Annotated in this window: 16 protein-coding genes; 6 read left to right on the top strand and 10 right to left on the bottom strand. The window is 41.2% G+C overall.

Annotated features, from left to right (window positions below; genetic code table 11):
- The first annotated feature begins 102 nt into the window (after window positions 1–102).
- From FIS9605_RS0112035 to FIS9605_RS0112050, 4 genes are all read left to right on the top strand, one after another.
- Complete coding sequence (locus tag FIS9605_RS0112035; RefSeq protein WP_026732805.1) at window positions 103–318, top strand: ribbon-helix-helix domain-containing protein; 216 nt, start codon at window positions 103–105, stop codon at window positions 316–318.
- A 196-nt stretch (window positions 319–514) separates the two neighbouring features.
- Window positions 515–679, top strand: coding sequence for a hypothetical protein (locus FIS9605_RS44000; RefSeq protein WP_197036027.1), 165 nt, complete (start codon window positions 515–517; stop codon window positions 677–679).
- A gap of 95 nt (window positions 680–774) precedes the next feature.
- A complete protein-coding gene (locus FIS9605_RS0112045; protein ID WP_331280947.1) occupies window positions 775–3,636 on the top strand; it encodes a PAS domain S-box protein in 2,862 nt (953 codons plus the stop codon).
- Window positions 3,637–3,908: 272 nt separating this feature from the next.
- Window positions 3,909–4,358 (top strand): DUF4332 domain-containing protein, encoded by a 450-nt coding sequence (locus tag FIS9605_RS0112050; RefSeq protein ID WP_026732807.1) that lies wholly within the window; start codon window positions 3,909–3,911, stop codon window positions 4,356–4,358.
- Between the two features lie 36 nt (window positions 4,359–4,394).
- Here the strand turns inward: FIS9605_RS0112050 and FIS9605_RS0112055 are convergent, their stop codons facing one another.
- Window positions 4,395–5,009, bottom strand: coding sequence for a TetR/AcrR family transcriptional regulator (locus FIS9605_RS0112055; protein ID WP_026732808.1), 615 nt, complete (start codon window positions 5,007–5,009; stop codon window positions 4,395–4,397).
- Between the two features lie 150 nt (window positions 5,010–5,159).
- Between FIS9605_RS0112055 and FIS9605_RS0112060 the strand changes: the two genes are divergently transcribed.
- Both FIS9605_RS0112060 and FIS9605_RS0112065 read left to right on the top strand, forming a co-directional pair.
- Window positions 5,160–6,737, top strand: coding sequence for a M16 family metallopeptidase (locus tag FIS9605_RS0112060; RefSeq protein ID WP_026732809.1), 1,578 nt, complete (start codon window positions 5,160–5,162; stop codon window positions 6,735–6,737).
- Between the two features lie 40 nt (window positions 6,738–6,777).
- A complete protein-coding gene (locus FIS9605_RS0112065) occupies window positions 6,778–8,277 on the top strand; it encodes a M16 family metallopeptidase (RefSeq protein WP_026732810.1) in 1,500 nt (499 codons plus the stop codon).
- A gap of 269 nt (window positions 8,278–8,546) precedes the next feature.
- Here FIS9605_RS0112065 and FIS9605_RS36905 read toward each other — a convergent pair whose 3' ends face one another.
- The 9 genes from FIS9605_RS36905 to FIS9605_RS0112115 all read right to left on the bottom strand — a co-directional run bounded on the left by FIS9605_RS36905 (window position 8,547) and on the right by FIS9605_RS0112115 (window position 20,638).
- The gene (locus FIS9605_RS36905) at window positions 8,547–8,834 is read right to left on the bottom strand and encodes a hypothetical protein (protein WP_035139546.1); all 288 of its coding nucleotides are present in this window, start codon (window positions 8,832–8,834) and stop codon (window positions 8,547–8,549) included.
- A gap of 568 nt (window positions 8,835–9,402) precedes the next feature.
- Window positions 9,403–10,386 carry an MvdC family ATP-grasp ribosomal peptide maturase gene (locus FIS9605_RS0112075; RefSeq protein WP_026732811.1) on the bottom strand — a complete coding sequence of 328 codons (984 nt, stop codon included), beginning with the start codon at window positions 10,384–10,386 and terminating at the stop codon, window positions 9,403–9,405.
- Between the two features lie 124 nt (window positions 10,387–10,510).
- Window positions 10,511–10,804 carry a microviridin/marinostatin family tricyclic proteinase inhibitor gene (locus FIS9605_RS0112080; RefSeq protein ID WP_026732812.1) on the bottom strand — a complete coding sequence of 98 codons (294 nt, stop codon included), beginning with the start codon at window positions 10,802–10,804 and terminating at the stop codon, window positions 10,511–10,513.
- 381 nt (window positions 10,805–11,185) lie between these two features.
- Window positions 11,186–11,569: a hypothetical protein gene (locus tag FIS9605_RS0112090; RefSeq protein ID WP_155960408.1), complete on the bottom strand. Its 384-nt coding sequence runs from the start codon at window positions 11,567–11,569 to the stop codon at window positions 11,186–11,188.
- Window positions 11,570–11,662: 93 nt separating this feature from the next.
- Window positions 11,663–11,929 carry a hypothetical protein gene (locus tag FIS9605_RS36910; RefSeq protein WP_035139547.1) on the bottom strand — a complete coding sequence of 89 codons (267 nt, stop codon included), beginning with the start codon at window positions 11,927–11,929 and terminating at the stop codon, window positions 11,663–11,665.
- Window positions 11,930–12,390: 461 nt separating this feature from the next.
- Entirely contained in the window at window positions 12,391–13,173 is a 783-nt protein-coding gene (locus FIS9605_RS0112100) for a peptidylprolyl isomerase (RefSeq protein ID WP_026732815.1), read from the bottom strand.
- A gap of 80 nt (window positions 13,174–13,253) precedes the next feature.
- Window positions 13,254–14,804, bottom strand: a complete 1,551-nt coding sequence (locus FIS9605_RS0112105; protein ID WP_026732816.1) for an HlyD family efflux transporter periplasmic adaptor subunit — start codon at window positions 14,802–14,804, stop codon at window positions 13,254–13,256.
- Between the two features lie 136 nt (window positions 14,805–14,940).
- A complete protein-coding gene (locus FIS9605_RS0112110; protein ID WP_442854699.1) occupies window positions 14,941–18,060 on the bottom strand; it encodes a peptidase domain-containing ABC transporter in 3,120 nt (1,039 codons plus the stop codon).
- A 1,840-nt stretch (window positions 18,061–19,900) separates the two neighbouring features.
- Window positions 19,901–20,638, bottom strand: a complete 738-nt coding sequence (locus FIS9605_RS0112115) for a peptidylprolyl isomerase (RefSeq protein WP_026732818.1) — start codon at window positions 20,636–20,638, stop codon at window positions 19,901–19,903.
- Window positions 20,639–21,043 lie beyond the last annotated feature (405 nt).

Consider the following 21,043-nt stretch of genomic DNA (forward strand, 5'->3'; position numbering starts at 1 on the left):
GTATACATCTTTTTAGAATACAATCAACATCTTTAAGGAATCTTTTAAGATGAATTAAATCTACTAGCGAATCTTAAGGCATACTATTAAGATGCGAAAGTAATGATGAGTGGCGACGTGAGCAAACGATTTACTGTAACTCTTCCGGACTCAGTATTTGAAGATTTAGAGGTGTTGGCAGATGCACAAGGCAGGCCAACAGCCAACCTTGCAGCTTTTTTGATTGAAATTGGTATCAAACAGGCTAAAGAACAAGGCGAATTTCCAGATAAACAAAAAAATTCCTCCACAGCAAAGAAGGCTAAGGAGGATGCATGAAGTGAGCGATCGCATTTGCCTAGCTGTCTAGCTATTTACTTTTTGTTGTCAGCTAGGGGCGATCGCATTTTATGTTCCATGACCTACACTTAAAATCTTTATTTAACGCAAAATGAACTTATGTGAATCATATTGAAGCACCGAAACATAAGCTGTACTTTTCTAGTTAATTTATAAAAAGCGAGAAAAATATGGTATGGCAAAGCGAATTTCAGTAGAGATTGAAGGCTTAAAGGAAGAAATTGAGCAAGCGTACTCCAACGATAAATTTTGGTGTCAGCTATCACTAGCTCAGAAGATTCGCATACTTATTCAAGATGGCTTAGAGAAAGCTAGAAGCCAGCAAAATAAACCAAATTAATTTAAGTGTTTACAGAGGTGTAAAAGTCTGTGTTAGGTTGCAAATTCTACCTTTTATGCCTGCCAAGCTATTCTCACTCGTTAGTTTAATTGCTTGTGTTTCCTGGTAAACTCGGGGGAGAAGTGACGATTGTTACAATTAAAATTTTACTAGTTGATGACTGCCTGGAAGACCGAGAAACCTACCGCCGCTACCTATTGGGGGATAACCAACACACCTACAGTATTTTAGAGACAGAGACTGGGGAACAGGGTCTAGAATTGTGTCAGCAGCAATTTCCCGACGTGATTTTGCTTGATTATCTGCTGCCAGACATGGATGGGCTGGAGTTTCTCAACGAGTTGAAAACTCAGTTAGGTCAAACAAACCTTCCAGTCATCATACTAACGGGTCAGGGAGATGAACAGGTAGCAGTACAGGCGATGAAAAACGGTGCTGCTGACTACTTGGTTAAAAGAAATACAACATCAGAGAGCCTTTGTCTTGCTATTGAAAATGTACTAGAAAGAACTCGTTTGCGTAGGCAGCTTCTTGAGAGCGAAAAACGTTTCCAGGCTACATTCAACCAAGCAGCTGTTGGTATCGCCCACGTAGGACTAGATGGACAATGGTTACTGGTGAATCAGAAGCTTTGCGACATTGTGGGTTATACTCGCGAGGAATTGAATCGGCTAACTTTCCAAGATATAACACATCCCGATGACCTCAATGCCGATTTGGAGTATGCTAGCCGGATATTGGCTGGTGAAATAGAAACGTATTCGCTAGAGAAACGTTACATTCGTAAAGATAATACCCATATTTGGATTAATTTAACCGTCTCCCTAGTTAGGGAAGCATCTGGTGAACCAAAATATTTTATCTCTGTTATTCAAGATATTACTGCCCGCAAGCAAGCCCAAGCAGCACTGCAACAAGCTCATGCGGAGTTAGAAAGGCGAGTGCAAGAGCGAACCAGCGAACTCCAGCAAGCCAACGAGGAATTGCAAACAACACTGGAAGAACTACAAGTCGCTGAAGAGGAATTGCGCCAGCAGAATGAAGAAATGGCTGTAGGTCGTCAAGCAATAGAATTGGAGCGCCAGCGTTACCAGGATTTGTTCGAGTTCGCTCCGGATGGATACTTAGTAACTGATACTCAGGGAAATATTCGAGAGGCAAACCGTACAGCAGCTACCTTGCTCTCCATACAACAGCAGCGTTTAATCGGCAAACCACTGTTTGTCTTTATTGCCAACCCAGAACGCAAGGCTTTTCAGACTCGATTCGCACAGTTGCAGCCGATGCAGAACTGGGAAGTTTACCTCAAGCCACACAAAGGAGATCCTTTCCCGGCGACGATCGCTGTGAGTAGTATACATGACGAACAGGGTCAGCAAGTGGGTTGGCGCTGGCTGCTCCGCGACATTAGCGATCGCAAACAGGCAGAACAGAAAATCCGCGAACAGGCTGCTTTGCTTGATGTCACTACCGATGCCATTTTTGTCCGCGATTTAGAATGTCGGATCTTATACTGGAATCGTGGCGCTGAGCGTCTGTACGGCTGGCTGGCAGCAGAAGTACTAGGTAGAAATTGTTCCGAGTTTTTATACAAGCAAATATCACCTCAAATCGAAGAGGCTTTCAGAACTGTTGTCAATCAAGGAGAATGGCACGGCGAGCTAAAGAAAATCGCGAAATCGGGACAAGAAATTATCGTCCAAAGTCGCTGGACACTCATGCGCGATGGTGCGGGACAACCAAAATCTATCCTCGCCGTTGATACCGACATCACCGAGAAAAAACAACTCCAGCAACAGTTTTATCGGGTACAACGCCTAGAGAGCCTCGGAACCTTAGCAAGCGGTATTGCCCATGATTTGAATAACATACTGACGCCCATTCTGGCAGTCGCTCAACTGCTGCCACTTAAACTTCCCAATCTTGATGAGCAAAATCGGCAACTGCTGAAAATCCTGGAAGACAACTCTAAACGCGGTGCAGATCTCGTCAAGCAAATTCTATCGTTTGCACGAGGTGCGGAAGGGAAGCGGATTCCTCTACAACCAAGACACCTGCTCAAAGAAATTGAGCGGATTGTCAAAAATACATTTCCCAAATCAATTGAAATCTGCATTGATATACCAACGCCAAATCTTTGGACTGTCTCGGCAGATCCCACGCAAATACATCAGGTGTTGATGAACTTGTGTGTAAATGCTCGTGATGCTATGCCTAATGGAGGCACTCTCACTATTTCTGCTGAAAATCTATTTGTTGATGAAAACTATGCCAGAATGAATCTGGAGGCAAAAGTGGGTGACTACGTGGTTATAACCGTGTCGGATACAGGATGCGGTATGCCACAAGAGGTACTGGAGAGAATTTTTGAACCCTTTTTCACAACCAAAGAACCAGGCAAAGGCACAGGGTTAGGTCTTTCTACGGTTATTGGTATCATCAAAAACCACGGTGGTTTTATCAATGTCTATAGTGAAGTAGGCAAAGGCAGCCAATTTAAGATGTACTTGAGTGCCAGTGACACAGGGGCAATACTATCAGCTGATGACTCCGAGATGGCTAGAGGAAACGGCGAATTAATTCTGGTTGTGGATGACGAAGTATCTGTTCGAGATGTTACCAAAGCCTCACTTTTAAACTACAACTACAGAGTCCTGACTGCCAGTGATGGCATTGAAGCGTTCTCACTCTACGCCCAACACAAAAATGAAATTAGCTTGGTGTTGATGGATATGCAGATGCCATCGATAGATGGGTTAAATGCTATTCGCGTTCTGCAACAAATGAATCCCTCTATCAAAATTATTGCCATTAGCGGACTCGCATCTAATCTTAAGCTTTTAAAAGCTAGTGGTATTGGCGTGCAAGCATTTTTATTGAAACCATACACCATTAAAGAATTATTAAATACTATTAAACAAGTTTTTTTTTACGCATTTTTACTGAGGGCACCGTGATGGAACATTTGAACATTTGCAAGTTCGCAACTGCTTTTCTTGGCTTGTAGTAAGCACTTAAGTACTTATACCATTTTGAAAAAATAATGCGACAAATAGACATTGTAGAGACGCGCCATGGCGCGTCTCTGCATCAGGATGTGTTGTAAACATTTATTCAATCGGTATTACTACGAACCATGTGTAGTTCTAGTTTTGAGAATTGGTATTGCCTGCCTAAAAAGAACGTGTTTGTCACAATATTTAAATAAGCCTATTTTTTAGTTTCAGAAATGCCTTCTAAACATAAACCGCCAGTCAGTGCTGTGCAATCCTGCGACTGGCCGATTGAACAATTACCAGGATTGTCACCAGAGGAAAAATCCCAACTCCAAAACTGCGGCATTACCACCACAAAAGCACTTGTCGAACAAGGTAAAACTCCACAGGCTAGGCTCATGCTGGCAAATAAATTGCAAATCCATCTTCAATATGTTAATAAATGGGTGGCGTTGGCGGATTTGGCGCGGATTCCTAGCGTTGGCACTCAATATTGTGGATTATTACTTCATGCTGGTGTTGGTTCTGTGGCGCTGCTGGCGACTCTTCCCATCCACAGATTGCATCAGCAAATTTTGCGCTTACAGGTGGCGACAATGCAACGGCGGGATTTATGCCCTTCTGTTGAGCAAGTACAGCAGTGGAGTCAGCAAGCGGTAAAAATTATGAATTATGAATTATGAATTATGAAAATTTTCATCATTTATCATTCATAATTTCTATTCCCTAGCCAGTACGCCATTGAGAAAGATATCAGCAAGTCCTTCTGCCATTTGCTGCATTTTTTCGGGAGGGGCGTTGGGTTCCATCAGGGTGTTGTGAGAAAAGCCGGCGATCGCAAACATTCCTAAAAAAACTTTTGCCACCAATTTCGCATCCATTTGGCGATAAATGCCTCTATCCATTGCGGTTTGGAAGAAAGCTTCGGCAACATCGGTCATTTTGGCAATCACTTCTGATTGGATGCGATCGCGTAAGTCGGGGTGAAACTGCGCCTCCATAAAACACACCCGCATTAAGTCGGCATTTTTTTGCATGTTCCACATCCGACGGCGCATCACTTGAGCGACTGCCTTATAACTGCCCATTTCACTTAATTCTGTGAGCAGATCGGTGAGAATCTCCACCCAGCCAGCAGTAGCTACCTCCACCAAAATTGCCTTTTTATTGGGAAAATGGCGGAATAGCGTTCCTTCCGCCACGCCTGCTGCTTGTGCTAAATCGCGAGTGGTAGTGCCATCAAATCCCTGGGACGCAAACAACCGCCTTGCCGCTTGTAAAATGCGGCTACGCGTTTGCGCCTCTGATGGCGGGGAAGAATTAAAAACACGCATAACAGTTATAGTGAAATATCCGGAACTGGACTCGTAGCATTATTGTCTTACGACAAGTACAAAAAGCACAGAAAGCTTAATACAAGATTAACGCCCTACTCGCAAGTATCTTGTTTTTTAGGTAATGAAACTTTACTTTCATTTTCGCTTATGAACCAGTTGTATTGCTCATACCAAATTCAAGTCCGAAAAAAAGCAACTCAGCTAATAGTCACGTTGCTTTTAGCACTAACCTTGGCGTGGGGGTTGCTACCACCAGTTGCTTTCGCTAAAACCCAAACTCCACCACCTCAAAGCTCGATTAAACCCTATTTGGATCGAGTGATGAAGCAACTGACGGAGTTTCGCCTCGACAATGGTATGAAATTCATTGTCTTTGAACGCCATCAAGCACCTGTAGTTTCTTTTGTTACTTATGCTGATGTAGGCGGTATAGATGAACCAGATGGAAAAACAGGTGTAGCACACTTTCTAGAGCATTTAGCTTTCAAAGGCACAACCAGAATTGGTACAAAAGATTACAAAACCGAAAAACCGCTGCTAGACGAATTGGATCGGTTGGCTGAGCAAATTCAAACTGCGAAAGCAGCTGGCAAAAAAGATGAGGTTGTTAAGTTAACAGCCGAATTTGAGAAAGTGGAAGCGCAAGCCGCCAAGCTTGTCCAGCAAAATGATTTAGGGCGAATTGTTGAACAGGCAGGAGGTGTGGGTTTAAATGCCAATACTTCCACAGAAGCCACTCGTTATTTATACAGCTTCCCTTCTAACAAGTTGGAATTGTGGATGTCACTGGAGTCTGAACGGTTTTTGGAACCTGTATTTCGGGAATTTTATAAAGAAAAAGATGTCATTTTAGAGGAGCGACGCCTGCGGGTGGAAAATTCACCCATAGGCATGATGTTGGAAAAATTTATTGATGCGGCTTTCAAAGTCCATCCCTACAGGCGTCCGGTGATTGGTTATGACGAAGATATCCGCAACTTAACACGGGAAGATGTCCAGAAGTTTTTCGACACGCACTATGTACCAAGCAATTTAACTATCGCCATTGTGGGAGATGTCAAACCCGCTGAAGTCAAAAAACTGGCGCAAATTTACTTTGGGCGGTACAAAGCCAAACCAAAACCTGATGAAAATCTGCCAGCAGAACCACAGCAAAAACAAACCCGGGAAGTGGCGTTAAAGTTAAATTCTCAACCTTGGTATTTAGAAGGCTATCATCGTCCAGCAGTTACCCATCCAGATAACGTAGTGTATGACATTATGGGTAGATTACTGAGTGACGGACGGACATCGCGCTTATATAGTTCTTTGGTGGAAAAGCAGCGGTTGGCACTTTCAGCCCAGGGTTTCAGCGGATTTCCGGGAGATAAGTATCCGAATCTGATGTTATTTTATGCTCTCACGGCTCCCGGTCATACAGTTGACGAGGTGGCAGTGGCGTTGCGAAAAGAAATTGACAGACTCAAGACTGAACCAGTGTCAGCTATTGAGTTAGAACGGGTGAAAACGCAAGCCAGAGCAGAATTGTTGCGAACGCTCGATTCTAATATGGGTATGGCGCAGCAATTGTTGGAATACGAAGTGAAAACTGGTTCTTGGCGAAATTTGTTTAAGGAGTTGGATAAATTAGAAGCCGTGACGGCTGCTGATATTCAACGGGTAGCACAAGCAACTTTTACGCCCCAAAATCGTACTATTGGCAAGCTGTTGTCGCAGCAAGGATGAACAAAGTATGCAGAGGTATAAGAGAAAGAGCAAAAGGCAAATGACGATTTCAAATTTCAAACTTATGATTCCGAATGGGAAACGGTTGGTTTATACACTGGTTGTTGCTTTTGCCTTTGTACTTTTGACTTTTAATTTCTCTTGGGCGGCAACAGCAGCAAAGCATTATACGGAGTTGCAGTTTGCACCACTGCCTGAGGTAAAGTTACCAAAGTACGAGCGGTATCAGTTAAATAACGGCATAGTTGTTTATTTGATGCAAGATCGCGAATTGCCCTTGGTAAAGGGTGGGGCGATGATTCGTACTGGCGATCGCTGGGAACCGACAGATAAAGTTGGTTTGGCTGAGTTGACAGGTAAGGTAATACGAACTGGGGGAACTGTTTCCCATACGCCCGACGAAATCAACCAAATGTTAGAACAACGGGCAGCTTCAGTAGAAATCAGTGTTAATGAAAGTAGTGGCACTGCAAGTTTTGAAGCGCTCAGCGAAGATACAGAAACAGTGCTAGGTTTGTTTGCTGAGATACTGCGAGAACCAGTGTTTGCTCAGGATAAACTGGAGTTGGCAAAGACGCAGGCACGTGGGCAGATCGCACGTCGTAATGATACTCCAGATCAGATTGCTCAGCGAGAATTTACGAAATTGATTTATGGCAAGGAAAGTCCTTACGCCCGTACGACTGAGTATGCAACGATAAATAATATTTCTCGTCAGGATTTAGTGAAGTTTTACCAGCAGTACTTTTACCCCAATAATATGATTTTGGGGATTGTGGGGGATTTTGACCCCAAGAAAATGAAATCGCTAATTCAAGCTAAGTTTGGTGACTGGAAAGCCAACCCAAATTTAACTAAACCCCAATTGCCAGAAGTGACACAAGCCAATAAAGGTGGTGTGTTTTTTGTTAATCAACCACAACTGACTCAGAGTAATATTCTCATCGGACATTTGGGAGGACAGTTTAACAGTCCCGATTATCCTGCATTGGATGTGTTAAGTGGGGTGTTAAATGGCTTTGGCGGACGCTTGTTTAATGAAGTGCGATCGCGTCAGGGGTTAGCTTACTCAGTATACGGTTACTGGAGTCCCCGCCATGACTACCCCGGTATGTTCATTGCTGGTGGACAAACGCGATCGGACGCAACTGTGCAGTTTGTGAAAGCCCTGCAAACAGAAATCAAACGCCTGCAAACTCAACAAGTAACGCCAAAAGAATTAGCTTTTGCTAAGGAGTCTACTCTCAATTCGTTTGTTTTCAATTTTGAAGATCCTGCTCAAGTCTTGTCACGCTTAATGCGGTATGAATACTATGGCTATCCCTCTGATTTTCTATTTCGCTATCAAAAAGCCGTGGCAGCAACGACAGCAGCAGATGTACAGCGAGTGGCACAACAATATCTCAAACCAGATGCACTGATAACTTTGGTAGTGGGGAATCAAACCGCCATTAAACCGCCACTGACACAGCTAGCAACACAGGTAACGCCAATAGATGTAACAATTCCTGGTTCACCACAACCCCAGGCAAAAAATTAAGCGATACCTGTTAAGCTCTATTTATTAAAAATGCAGAACCCGGCTGTTCGTATAAGCCGGGTTTGTTTTTACATATAAAAACTTTGCCGATAAAAAATGTAGTGCAATAGCTAATTGCTTACATTGAACAAAGGTGAGCATTGCCAAATATTTAGGATGAAATAATGGGATGATTAAATGCGATCGCGAAATTTTGAACCCCTCATTTTTGATAATTATAGACATCTGCGACAGGCAAAATCATCCCGCAAATATGCAAAGTCTAGTTATTAGTCGTATATCCCTAAGGAGAAACTAGTAGCCCAAGAATTGGAAGATTTATTACCATCCTTGGCAGAAGCCTCTGCATTTGCATAGGCAGAATTGACATATTTATCGGTATAGGTATTAGTATCAGTAGAAGTGTAAGTAGATTTTCCAGAAGCACTAGCGTTAGCTGTTGCATACGCAGATCCTTGGGAAACATACGTTTGAGCATCGACACTAGTCGATACACCTCCAATGATTGTATTTTTAAATTCAGCTATTTCCAAAAATTTTAAGTCATCAATAATCATCTGATTTACCTCAAAGGTTATAGAAGGTATGTTTTTTTTATTATAATATCAAAAAATCATTTTTAGCTATTGATAATTAAAAATCATACTCCTATACTAATTATTAATTATTCTTAGAGCAACTTCAGAAACTAACTAAAAGACTATCAATTCATTCTTTACAGTTTTTTTTAAACAAATAGGCTAACTCATTTTTTTTAAATAGTTTGAAATCTATTATCAAAAATTTTTATAATTTAAAAATATTATAGTTTATTGTACATAATTGCTAACTATATTAAAGAACAGAAAATATCTAAATATGTAAATATTTCAAACATAAAAATAGAATAATTCCTTGCACTTCAATAGCTTTCACTTTCATTGTCTTGACTATAGGACTAGTATTTAATGTTTGAAAAGATACGTAGCGTTATGCCAAAGGCTAACGCACCATTCTATGTTTTTGGTGCCGTACTCTCGGCAATTGCACACCCTACGTGTACTTAGATTTTTTCAATCATCAAACCTGATTCCTGTATGAGTAATAATTAGAAAAGTCATTCCTAATTCGTAATCGAATTGGTAATTACAAATTGAAAGTTAGAGCGTCTGCAATTGCCTCTGAAATTGGGTAGCCCAAATCTCGCTCCAGCATTCCCCACTCTCCTGTGGGGTTAAGCTCTAGAAAGACGTATTCCCCCAATAGTGTTTGAATTAAGTCAAAAGCTCCAAATAAAAGCCCAAACCTAGCCATAAATGCTTTGAGACAATCTGCTACTTCTGACGGCAAATCGTGAGGTTGCCATATGCAAGCATTAATACTGGCACGCCGCCAATCAAGAGTGGATGCTGCATATAAAGACGCATCTAGCGCCCCCACAAATAACTTTCCATCTACATACACCACCCGCAGTTCCCACTGCTTTGGTATTTGCTCTTGGAAAACCATTGGACAATAGCGCAGATTCTCTGCATCAAGCAAATCTTCCTCTTTCACTGCACTAGTGTAGAGAAAGAAAGGGGAGCCTTTCATACTTACAGAAAGAGGAGTCAACAGCTTTGCAACCATTTTCCCCTTTACCTCGCAGAAAAACTCCCGTGCTTCCTTTGGGTTGTTAGTGACAAGAGTTCGGGGAATGACAAAACCTACTTCCTGTGCTACCCGCAGTTGACGCAGCTTGTTCTCAGCTGCATTTATCCGCTGCAAATCATCCACCCAATGGGCTTCCCTAAGGCTGTCCCAAAACCCCTCCAAGGTAGCTAGTGACTCTCTAGCACAAGCCGCCTGGAATTGCGGAGCCAAATTTTTACTCACCTGGGGTTGCCAGATACGACGCATCCAGACAGCTTGCACTTGTTGGGTGCTAATAGAGCGATCGCTGTATCTTAGCCTGTAATCACTGCCATTGTTGCCCAGCAGTATCTTAATTTGTACCGCAAGTGGAAATTTATCAGTGTCCAGGCGAAATGGTTGCACTCCTCGTTTTAACAGGGCTTGCGCCACTCTATCCACTGTAAAGAAATCACCACTATGGGTAATCAATAAAACAACATCACGTGGTGATTGCATACAAAATTCAATGACTTTTGAGTTTTGCCCTGAACACTCATCTACAAGCTAAATTTGTTCTCAATAGGTATTCACAGACATTTACAGCGAAAAAACTTTGGAAGGGTAATCCCAAAGCTTTACTTTATTGCACATCATCAGCGTCAGAAGGGTACTTTTGCGTTACAGCAATATCGTCATCGCCATCAGATGGATATTTATGAGTGACATACTCATCAGCATCAGATGGGTACTTTTTAGTAACTGCAATACCATCTTCTCTGTTATGAGATTCTTCGTTATCAGAGGGATACTTCAAGGTGGTTGCTCCCCAACCTCCCTGCACTGCATTCATTTCCTCTTCAGACAAATCTTCACAGAATTGTCCTTCTAGATAGCGAGCAAAGAATGGCAATGCTTGCTCCTTGCTCTCAGACATATATTCCTCCTTGAAGCAAGTGATTTTAAATCGAATTGCAAGCTCCTCTTATTCCCTATTAATTGTCACAAGAACTAGATCGTCAGAAACTACTAGAGCTAGATCTTGAAGAACTGCTGGAGTAGTTGCTTGAAGAAGTATTTACTGAGACGCTCTGAATAATCTCACTTTGACCATGACCAGATGCTTCGGCTACACTTTTTGCCTCTGCAATAAACTTGCCATCAGGTGAGACTACGCGTTTGATTACAACTTGATAGCGAGCCATGACTTTGTAACCTATGCTGTAGGTTAATCACGAAAGATTTACTGAAGTTTTACCAAGCCTCTACTCAATAAGCCACTAAATCACAACCAAGTTGATGCAATCTTGGAAATTAGTTAACTTTTTGATGTTGCTGATGCAGAACTTACGGCGTATTTGACATCACCATAATGACCTCCTCCAGCAATAGCTATAGCTCTGCCATCTTTAGTTTTCTTAGCCGAAATTCTATATTTATTTCCTACCGGATCTACTACCTCCTTTTCCAAAGAAAAATCATCTGGAGCTCTATCAAGCAAAGCTAAATCTTCAAGCAAAAAATCTGGTATTCCGCCATGAAAAGGATGTCCTGCCGATCCACCTTGGACTTGAAGATCCTTAGAAATTTCAGTTTCACAAAAACTGAGATCAAAAATTTTTAGTCGACTCATCATCAAATCCTCGCTTGCAACATGATGTAGTTCGCTGAAAGCTTTTTTAAAGCTTTCAGCGAAATTCAAGAGAGTACTCTCTATTTGCAGTGCAACAAACTTCTACTGTAATGCAGAGTAGTTAGAGAAAGAGTTAGATGATTAGCTAACTCAAAGTCATTATTAGTCTACCGCAGCAATGGATTTAGAACTGGAAGCAGAAGAGTAATCGCTAGCAAAAGTAAAGGTGTCAGTCTTAGTGAAGGTTTTGTCACCGTATGCAACAGAATCTGCATTAGCTACAGCAGAATTATCGTCGAGATCGATGTCAGTCTTAACGTCTAATTTAACTACGTCTTTTTGGAAGTATGTGGGGTAGTAGTAATAAGAACCACCAACAACTTGACCAGCTTCAACAGCTTCGATGTGATTCAAATCAGAGATAATCATGGGTTTCTCCTGGGAATTACTTAATCGTTATTCAGTGATAAGTAAGCAACCAATCTGTTTTTATTGGTTACATTTTTACTTTAGCTTAATTACAGAAAAAAGCAATAGTTTTTGCATAAAAAATCATAAGAATAACTAATTGTAATATGTTGTTTTTTAGTTTTTATGCCACTATTTTTTATATTAAAAAAAACAAAAAATAACATGATAAGTTTGGACGATTTTTATTGAATTTTTATCGCCCAAACGCATTTTTTTATTAATTAAATAGGTTTTTAATGATTTCTCATATTTTTGTGAAAATATCGACTTGATTTTATTTTTTAAATACAGATTTTTGATTTTTAAAATGTTTTGTTTTTTTGGACAAACTCCTTCTATCCACCCTGAGTATGGGAGGATTATCAGTGACACAATAGTTTGAAATTCAGTAAGTTATTGATTGCTGGCAAATAGACAACTTAAGCTTGCTTCAGCAGTTCCTCCTGTGGTTGTAAATCGGTACCTAAATCTAGCTGCGCCACAATTTCCATGCTCTCGATTTGTTGCTTTAACCAACCAGAAAATAACTCTGTGATAATTTTTTCGCGTAACTGTTCATCTAGTTGGGGTTGAATAATTTCTTCAACCCAAATTAAATACACTCCTTTAGGAGTAGTAATTGGTTTGAGAGCCTCAGGTGGAGTTGCAGCAAATACAGCCGCTGCAATCTCCGGACGCAAGTCTTTGCGATATCGAACTCCTTGATATCCACTAGCACGACGGAGTTCTGGTTCGGGAATGTATTGGCGAGCAATTTCAGGAAAACTGATTTCGCCTTCTTCTAGGGCATAAAACAATTCCAAAGCCAAATCTCTATCATCAAAGACGACTTCATAGGTAACGGCGGCAACATAATCTAGTTGATGTTCATAAAAGAACTTTTCGACATGAGCCGAAAACAGATGATTCGCTAACTTCCTCGAAATGACGTTGTTGTGAACTAATTCTTCAAACTCATTCAAAGACAGATGATGTTTCTTCAGCCATGTCCAAGTGTCTTTTGCTTTGACGAGTTTCTTCTCTAAGCGTAGTTTGTCTCCTTCTTGCTGCAATTCTTCTTCCTTGACTTCAATGCCAGCTTCCTGGGCGGCTGCTGCAATAATCTTTTGAGATGCTATGGCCTCAAGAACACCAGGAATTTGGCAGGAGAGTTTGAGGCTGTGAATGATGTCTGAACCAGAAATGGTCAGATGTTTCATGATGCAATCCCTCCAATTTTGTGATTTGTCGTTTGTCATTTGTCATTTGTTCTTACTAATGACCAATGACTAATGACTAATGACTAAAGCTTTAAACCATCTTTTTGCAGTTTTTTGAATGGATCTAAGACAAAGTCAATCACGCGCCGCTGACGAACAATGACTTCAGCATTTGCTGTCTGACCAGCGGTCAGTGGAATACGTTTGTTGCCATTTTGGATGTACTGCTGATCTAGGGCGATTTCTAACTCAAAGTTTTCTACGTTTCCTTGGGGTGTTTGGGTAACTTTGGTGTCTGGAGATATCCAAGTAACTTTTCCTTGAACGATGCCGTACTCTTGGAAGGGATAGGCGTCAAACTTGATTTTGACTGGCATTCCTACCTTCAAGAAACCACTCTGTTGACTGGGCATCTGGGCTTTGAGTATGAAGCCCATGTTTTTGGGTGCGATTTGAGCTATTCTCTGACCAGCTTGTACCACTGCTCCTGGCTTGGTAACTGGCAACTCAAAAATCACTCCATCAATTGGCGATCGCACTATTCGTTGCTGCAATTGCAGCTTATAGGACAAAATTTGGCTTCTAGTTTGAGCAATTTGGGATTGCAGCGCGGTGATTTGTGTTTGCAGGTCTTTGAGTTGTTGCTGATTTTTCAAGACAGCCAGTTTACCAGCTTGTACTAAGCCTTGATAGCTATTTTGCTCTTCTTGCAGTCGCAGTTGTGCTTGCTTGATATCAGACTCTAACTGATTCATTGTTGCCTGATAACGACTCTGTTCCTCAGCTAAGCGCAATTGCGCTTGTTTAACGTCAGATAGAGCCTTTTCATGGAGTTGTATGCTTTCTTGTTCTTCTTTTTTGAGTTGATCGATTTGAGTTACCGAAACCGCACCATCGTTTACTAGTTGACTAAAGCGTTCGACTATTCTTGAATCTATTTTCAAACGATCTCGGGTAGACCTTTGGTCATTTTGAGCAGTCTTAATCTGCTGCTGTGCCTGATTTACTAATGCTTGTTTTTCTAAATTTTGTAGATTATAAGCACTCTTTTTGGCATCTAGATCTTGTTTTGCCTGGTTCACTTGGGAAATTTTTTCCAAGATCTGAGAGCGGTTTTGTTGCTCTTGAACACTAAGTGTCAACAGCAGTTGGTTTTTGAGTACATTCAACTGCATCCTTTGGTTTAGCAGTCCAGAGAGTTTTTCCTCGGCTTGTCGGAGTTCCGTTTGCAAGATATCAGACTCAAGTTCAAGCAGAATTTGTCCAGTTCTGACAGTTTCACCTTCCTTGACCTTGACAGCTTTGACACTCCCACCTGCTAGGGAGTCTAATTTTTGCGTTGAACCTTTAGGTTCTATGCGTCCTTTGGCGTTTCCAGTCTCATCCACATTGGAAAGCATTGCCCAAGGCAAAACGAGAACAGCAAAACTTATTAGTGCATACAGCAAACTACGTGTCCAAACTCTAGGTAAGGCATCTAGTAGTTCTTCAGTGCCGTAATGTAATTCTTTGGTATGCTCTGGAGCTTCTACCTGCTCCTTAGCCTCGGTAAATTCCTGAGTCTGTGTGGAACTTAGATACTCATCCCGCTCATCAGCCTGTGCGGATGAGGTATTGGGAGATGGATACGGCATGTTCTATTCCTCAACACGGTAGATGGTGAGATAGGGAGAGTGGGAGAAGTATGGGAATAACTACTAACCACTAACTACTAACCACTAACTACTAACCACCAACAAACAACCACCAAAAATTCCCTAGTCCCTAGATTCAACCTGCTTGAGCCAGTTGTTGTTGATTCAGGTAGTAGTAATGACCTTTTTTGGCGATTAACTCGTCATGAGTACCGCTTTCTACTAATAGTCCGCGATCTAAAACCAGAATCAAATCAGCATTGCGTACAGTCGAGAGACGATGGGCAATGATTACACTTGTGCGTTCTTTGAGAATAGTTTTGAGATTGTTTTGAATAATGCGTTCTGATTCAGCGTCTAGATGACTGGTAGCTTCATCCAGAAGTAACAAGCGGGGATTTCCCAGTAAAGCACGGGCAATTGCTAGACGTTGGCGTTGTCCGCCAGAGAGCATTCCACCACCTTCACCGATTTGGGTTTCGTAACCTAATGGCAGTTGCTGAATAAATTCATCTGCCCCTGCCAATCTTGCTGCTTGAATAATTTCTTCTAATGAAGCATGGGGGTGAGCTATGGAAATGTTTTCCCGAATAGTCCCACCAAATAAAAAGGTGTCTTGGTCTACAACACCTATTTGAGAACGGAGCGATCGCAGGGAAATATTAGTGACATCATGACCGTCAATCAATACCTTGCCATCAGTCGGTGGGTATAGACCCAGAATCAATTTGCTGAGAGTCGTTTTTCCAGAACCACTACGTCCTACCACAGCTACCATTTGCTCTGGCTGAATTTCAAAGCTAATATTTTCCAGCACGTTAGTTTCGCTTTCTGGGTGATAGCGGAAAGTGACATTATGAAAGCGAATATGACCGCGAAGACTACCTAGGGTCTTGCGGGGTTTATTTTGCAAGTCTTCTTCTGGTTCTGCTTCTAAGACATCATTAATACGTTCGGTGGAAATGACGATTTCCTGCAATTGATTCCACAGCTGTGAAAGCCTCTGAAAAGGACTGATGACATTACCCACCAACATGTTGAAAGCAACTAATTGACCCAAGGTGAGTTCCTCTTTAATCACCAACGAGGCTCCAAACCAGAGTAATGAGGTATTCACAAAGGTTTCGATAGTACCGCTGATGATTTGTAGGCGGTTGCCAATCACCTGAGCATTGAAAGCTTTTTTGACCAAGTTATTCAGCAACTCTTCCCAATGCCAGCGCACCGTTTGTTCAATGGCCAATGAGCGAACAGTGCGAATTCCTGTTAGTGATTCGATCAGATAGCTGTTTTCTTCAGCCCCAGCATTAAAAATCTCTCTGGAGATGCGGCGTAAAATACTTGTGCTAGCCAGCGCCAGAATAAAAAATGGTGGCACGGTAAACAGCACAAATAATGCCATGCGCCAGCTATACCAAAACATCATGCCCAGATAGATCACCAATGTCAGCAAATCCAGCAAGATTGAGAGTGTCTCACCAGTTAGGAAGCGCTGAATTTTTTGGTTTTCTTGGACACGCGAGACAATGTCCCCGACGTAACGGGATTCAAAATACGACAAGGGCAAGCGGAAGGTATGTTTAATAAATCCCACCAGCAGGGAAATGCTAACGCGGTTAGCAGTGTGATCCAGCAGATATTGCCGCACTCCATTCATGGCGACGCGGAACAAACCAAAAATGATCATCCCTAAAACAACAGCATTTAGGGTGGTAACGCTGCGTTGCACCAGCACTCGGTCTAGTAGCAACTGGGTAAACACTGGTGTTACCAGTCCAAATATCTGAATCAGCACTGAAGCGATGAAGACTTCTAGCAGTACCCAATAGTGAGGTTTGACTAACTCAAAAAACTTCCAGAAGCCTGCACTTTCATTCTTGGCATCTTTTAGTAGGGCTGTGGGTTGCAGCAACAATGCGTAACCAGTCCAACCTTCCTTAAATTCCTTGGGAGTCAAGGCACGTTGACCGATGGCGGGATCGCCTACAATTACTTGCTTTCTAGTAATTTCATAGACGACGATGAAGTGCCTGCCTTCCCAGTGGGCGATCGCAGGTAGAGGTTGTTCTGCCAATTTATCGAAACTGGCTCTGACGGGACGGGTAGCAAAACCGAGACCTTCTGCTGCTGTGGCGATCGCACGCAGAGATGCGCCACTGCGGCTGACGTTGGTCATATCTCGCAGGCGATTGACACTAAAGCGCTTACCCCAATAGTTACCTATCATCACCAAGCAAGCAGCGCCGCAGTCAGAAGCACTTTGTTGGGCATAAAAGGGATAGCGTCGAGTTAGGCGTCCCCACCAATGCCCTACTTGCACTTTCGGGCTGGGAAAATAAGGACGCGGTTTTTTTCGCTTTATTTTTGACTGTTTTGTGGCTGCTTCTGGCTGTGGAAAAGGAATAATTTTTCTATGAGTGTTAGGTCTTTGTGTTCTCAAGCCACCAAGCGGTGTTTCACTCTCATCAATAGTGGTTTGACGGTCGTCAGAGTCACTAAATTTCCCTAGTTGCGGCCAGTATTGCAGTGCTGTTTGCCAATCAGAAGTTTTCAGACAGTAAATAATTGTAGGTTTGAGCACCTGCCAACAAGCCTGCGCTCCCCCCGGAGCGTAGATATCCCCTGGTGTTAGTCTATGACCATGAGAATGCAGTAGTTCTCCTCGATAAACCAGCCACAATTGGCAATCTTGGGATAGTTCTACGGGTAGAGAGCCATTTTCCAGATTGTGCCGCTCACATAGAGAAAGAGCTTTCAGCATTTCTGGCACAATTTTCTGGCGCTGTGGTGAGTTTAGGCAATAACCAATCAGTAGATCCCAAATTTCTGCTTTTCGGTACAGGCGATCGCGGATCTGGGGATAATTGCCCATCAAAGCTTGTAGCATCTCACCCCTGAGATGGCAAAGCTTTAAGTTGTCAGAAGCTCTAGCTGCATATGGCTGGAAGTCTGCTGTGGGAAACAGCGTCATCTCACCAAACGATCCCCCTACTGTGAGAGTGGCGATCAAGTTATCATAGCTATCGAGCAATCTGACTTTACCCGCAATGACTATATAAATTCCGGCACTCGCCTCTGTTGCGTGCCAGAACTGCTTCGCTATGGGTGGTTCTAAGATTTCCACCGCCGCCAAACAGTTTTCCAATTCCTCTTGTGAAAGCGTCTCACCCAGAATCATGGTGAGTTGCTGATCTACTAGCTGTTGCTCGGGAAACACAGATGGCACCTCCTCACCTCCAGAAAGAATCTTTTTCATGAAAACTAGGCTCAAAAAATTTGCGTGACAAGTAGCAAATTGATTGTGTGTCTGACAGCCACATCAATCATTTAAAGATTTCGAGCCAATCAGGGAGTCCTGGCGGTAAGGAGGTAGATAAATTCCTCTGCTTTAACAAAGCCTTCAGCGGTGTTAAAAATTTGCTGCGGAGCTTGTCGCCACTTTTAAAAGCTTGACACTTGAAAGCTTGATATTGACTAGAATGAAGTGTCATAATTATCGCTAGTTGCCGTCAATCGCAAAATGCGGGCATATAAATCCGCTGCAGTTGTGGAAACTCTCTTAGCCAATGTTTCACAGCTGCTCGACTTGTTAGCCCTCAAAGGCTAATTCAAGGAGTTACATGATGTGCAACTAAGACTGGGAGCTTCCCCCCTGGTGTTTAGGGAGTCTAGGGGGGCTGTTCTCGGTTGAGCGCAAACTTCGGAGGATCTTTCCCTTAGTGTTTAGGGACTTTAAGGGATGTAGTAAAGTTTGGCTGATATATCGATTAGTATAGCTCCCAAGTTGATGTACCTCTTTTGGAAGAAAAGGGCAAGCGCAACCTTATGAGTGCATCACATTACTCATGGAATTATGTTAAATAAACAAAATCTTGATATTTAGGATGTCCTTACCAATAGACATCGGTATTTACCTGATGAGCAGTAGCATGCAACCCTGAACATATAAGAAAAAAACATGGCTGTTGTATCCTTAAAAAACAACAGTAAACTAAAAACCATCTTAGCCAGCGAGCCATTCACTGGTTAAAACATATATCTGACACAAAACTATTCCGCAATTTAATCTCAAAGGTGTAAAAAAGGAATCTTTCTCGGTTTGCGTCAAAAGGTTAACGATCACATAAATACTCATAGAACCGTCGCAACCCCTATTTTTGTGTTTTGAGAGATTTTTAGTAAATCTATCAAAAGGCTGAATTAACTACATCAAAATCTTTTTTGTTAAACAGGTTACAAAAATTTGGAAGAAGTTTATGCTCTCAAAAATATAAGCTTCTGAAGTTAAACACTAGCGCAAGATTTCCTAATAATTGTTGCACTAAGTCTCCGTCACTCTTTTGTAACCGACATATTGTGCTAAACCCGGATATATTGCAAAAAATCCAGAATTTTTGAAGGAAAACGCCAATAAGTAACTATTTGTTCCTGCAATTTGTAGAAATCTTATACCGCTATTTTGTATATTTACAAACATTTTGTCAACAGATTTTGATCAAATTTACAATATTTTGCTACTACTTCACGTTCTCTTCATAAACTCTTTAATATTAGAGATTTGTCAATTATAAAACCTTTTTGATTTAGAGTATTTTTTATACAGTAATCACATATATATTGTGAACAACATACGGATACGATAGTCTGAATAGTAGATGCTTTGAAGCATTTTCCGGATAGGGATTTGAATCGGTGAGAATTAGTGCTTAAGTGGCACTACCAAGATTAAGTATATAGAAAACAATCATGAGATAGCGACTTTAATACACATTAGCTTGGTTGGGTACTGCTGTAAAAAAACTTATATTCATGTAATTTAGAGTAATTCTATATTTGGCTTTAAAACAATTACATCATATTTTCTTACAAAAGACATAAGTTTTTGATTCTACAAATTTAAGCATCTATCTATAGTCTGAAAATAATATAAGGAAAATAATGACTTGCTCTCTTGGATCTAGCAAATTTCCAATGAAATGAATAATTGGGGATTAGAGTCACAAGAAGAAGTTATAAAAGAATTGCCTCCACGCAAGGAACGCTATTTTTATTTGTATAAATATTAATAAGTATTAGAATGAATACTTTATCTTAAGTCAAAAAGAATGCAATATGTAATCTATCTCAGCAGTTAACCACTGTTGAAACATATTATTGAGAATTTCTTCATACCTTTGGTGTGTTAATTCTGCTGGTATAAACTCTTCAACCATAAGCAAATGATAACCTTGCTCAGTTTTAACTGGACCTATTAACTGTTTAGGTGGAGTACTAAATGCAATCGCTGCTAAATCTGGTTGGATAGCCCAGCGATAAATTTTTCCTTCATAACCACACTTGTGCCTGCGGTTATCATCAATATCGTAAACATGAGCCGCTTCATAAAAACTGATTTCACCTTCTTCAATTTGATAGTAAAGTTCTTGAGCAAGTTTTTCATGAGCAAATATTATCTGATAAAAGATTGCTTGCTCAAACTCTAGGCGATTTTGGATAAAAAACTTTTCTACTTCTTCGGCAAATAGTGTCTGTGCTAATTTTTGAGCCAGTAGCCGATTGCGAATTCCGATTTCCCAATCATGAGGACTAACAAATTGCTCTGCTAACCATGCCAAGGTGTCTGCTGCTTTCTCCAAACGCTTTTCACGACGTTGATTATCTGCTTCACCTTCAATTTCCTCTGCTGTTACATTTATCCCTTTTTCTTCAGCTACATGCTGTATCACTTTTTGAGACAAAATATTTTGATATACCTCTCTCAAACTCATTTCACTTTTGAGATAGTTGACAATTTCCTCCGGGGCTATACTTATTTGAGAGAAATCATTATACATAAAACATGATTAGTAAAAATAAGTATCTGTTGGTTCAATTAAAAATAATTATCCAAAAATGATTTATATTAAACTTTTATCTCAAATAAAATAAATATAAATTGTCGAAAATACTTAAAATTTCGTTATATTTCGGTATTTTAGAATGTATTGCAAATGCTTAATAAGCTGTAGAATTTACTCACAATAATTTTATTAAAAGGTGATATATTTCAGCTTTCTAACAACTTCATGATTACCTTTGTAGTAATTTTAAAGTGTTAATTGTTTAAGTAGGGGCGTAGACGCCCGTCAGAGCAGCTTCTCGTAGAGTACCCGGAAGGCTTCTAGAACGTCGATTCAGTATTCAGAAATTGTCTTTATAGGTGAGACAAGGGAGAGTGGGCAGAGACACCCTTCGGGAAG

This window comes from Fischerella sp. PCC 9605, from assembly GCF_000517105.1.
GTDB lineage: Bacteria > Cyanobacteriota > Cyanobacteriia > Cyanobacteriales > Nostocaceae > PCC9605.

Bases quoted from the DNA above. Each gene is read 5' to 3' on its own strand.
- FIS9605_RS0112055 (WP_026732808.1), bottom strand. From the start codon at position 5,009: ATGCGTGTTTTTAATTCTTCCCCGCCATCAGAGGCGCAAACGCGTAGC.
- FIS9605_RS44000 (WP_197036027.1), top strand. From the start codon at position 515: ATGGCAAAGCGAATTTCAGTAGAGATTGAAGGCTTAAAGGAAGAAATT.
- FIS9605_RS36905 (WP_035139546.1), bottom strand. From the start codon at position 8,834: ATGATTATTGATGACTTAAAATTTTTGGAAATAGCTGAATTTAAAAAT.
- FIS9605_RS0112110 (WP_442854699.1), bottom strand. From the start codon at position 18,060: ATGAAAAAGATTCTTTCTGGAGGTGAGGAGGTGCCATCTGTGTTTCCC.
- FIS9605_RS0112050 (WP_026732807.1), top strand. From the start codon at position 3,909: ATGCCTTCTAAACATAAACCGCCAGTCAGTGCTGTGCAATCCTGCGAC.
- FIS9605_RS0112075 (WP_026732811.1), bottom strand. From the start codon at position 10,386: ATGCAATCACCACGTGATGTTGTTTTATTGATTACCCATAGTGGTGAT.
- FIS9605_RS0112105 (WP_026732816.1), bottom strand. From the start codon at position 14,804: ATGCCGTATCCATCTCCCAATACCTCATCCGCACAGGCTGATGAGCGG.
- FIS9605_RS0112035 (WP_026732805.1), top strand. From the start codon at position 103: ATGATGAGTGGCGACGTGAGCAAACGATTTACTGTAACTCTTCCGGAC.
- FIS9605_RS36910 (WP_035139547.1), bottom strand. From the start codon at position 11,929: ATGATTATCTCTGATTTGAATCACATCGAAGCTGTTGAAGCTGGTCAA.
- FIS9605_RS0112080 (WP_026732812.1), bottom strand. From the start codon at position 10,804: ATGTCTGAGAGCAAGGAGCAAGCATTGCCATTCTTTGCTCGCTATCTA.
- FIS9605_RS0112115 (WP_026732818.1), bottom strand. From the start codon at position 20,638: ATGTATAATGATTTCTCTCAAATAAGTATAGCCCCGGAGGAAATTGTC.
- FIS9605_RS0112065 (WP_026732810.1), top strand. From the start codon at position 6,778: ATGACGATTTCAAATTTCAAACTTATGATTCCGAATGGGAAACGGTTG.
- FIS9605_RS0112060 (WP_026732809.1), top strand. From the start codon at position 5,160: ATGAACCAGTTGTATTGCTCATACCAAATTCAAGTCCGAAAAAAAGCA.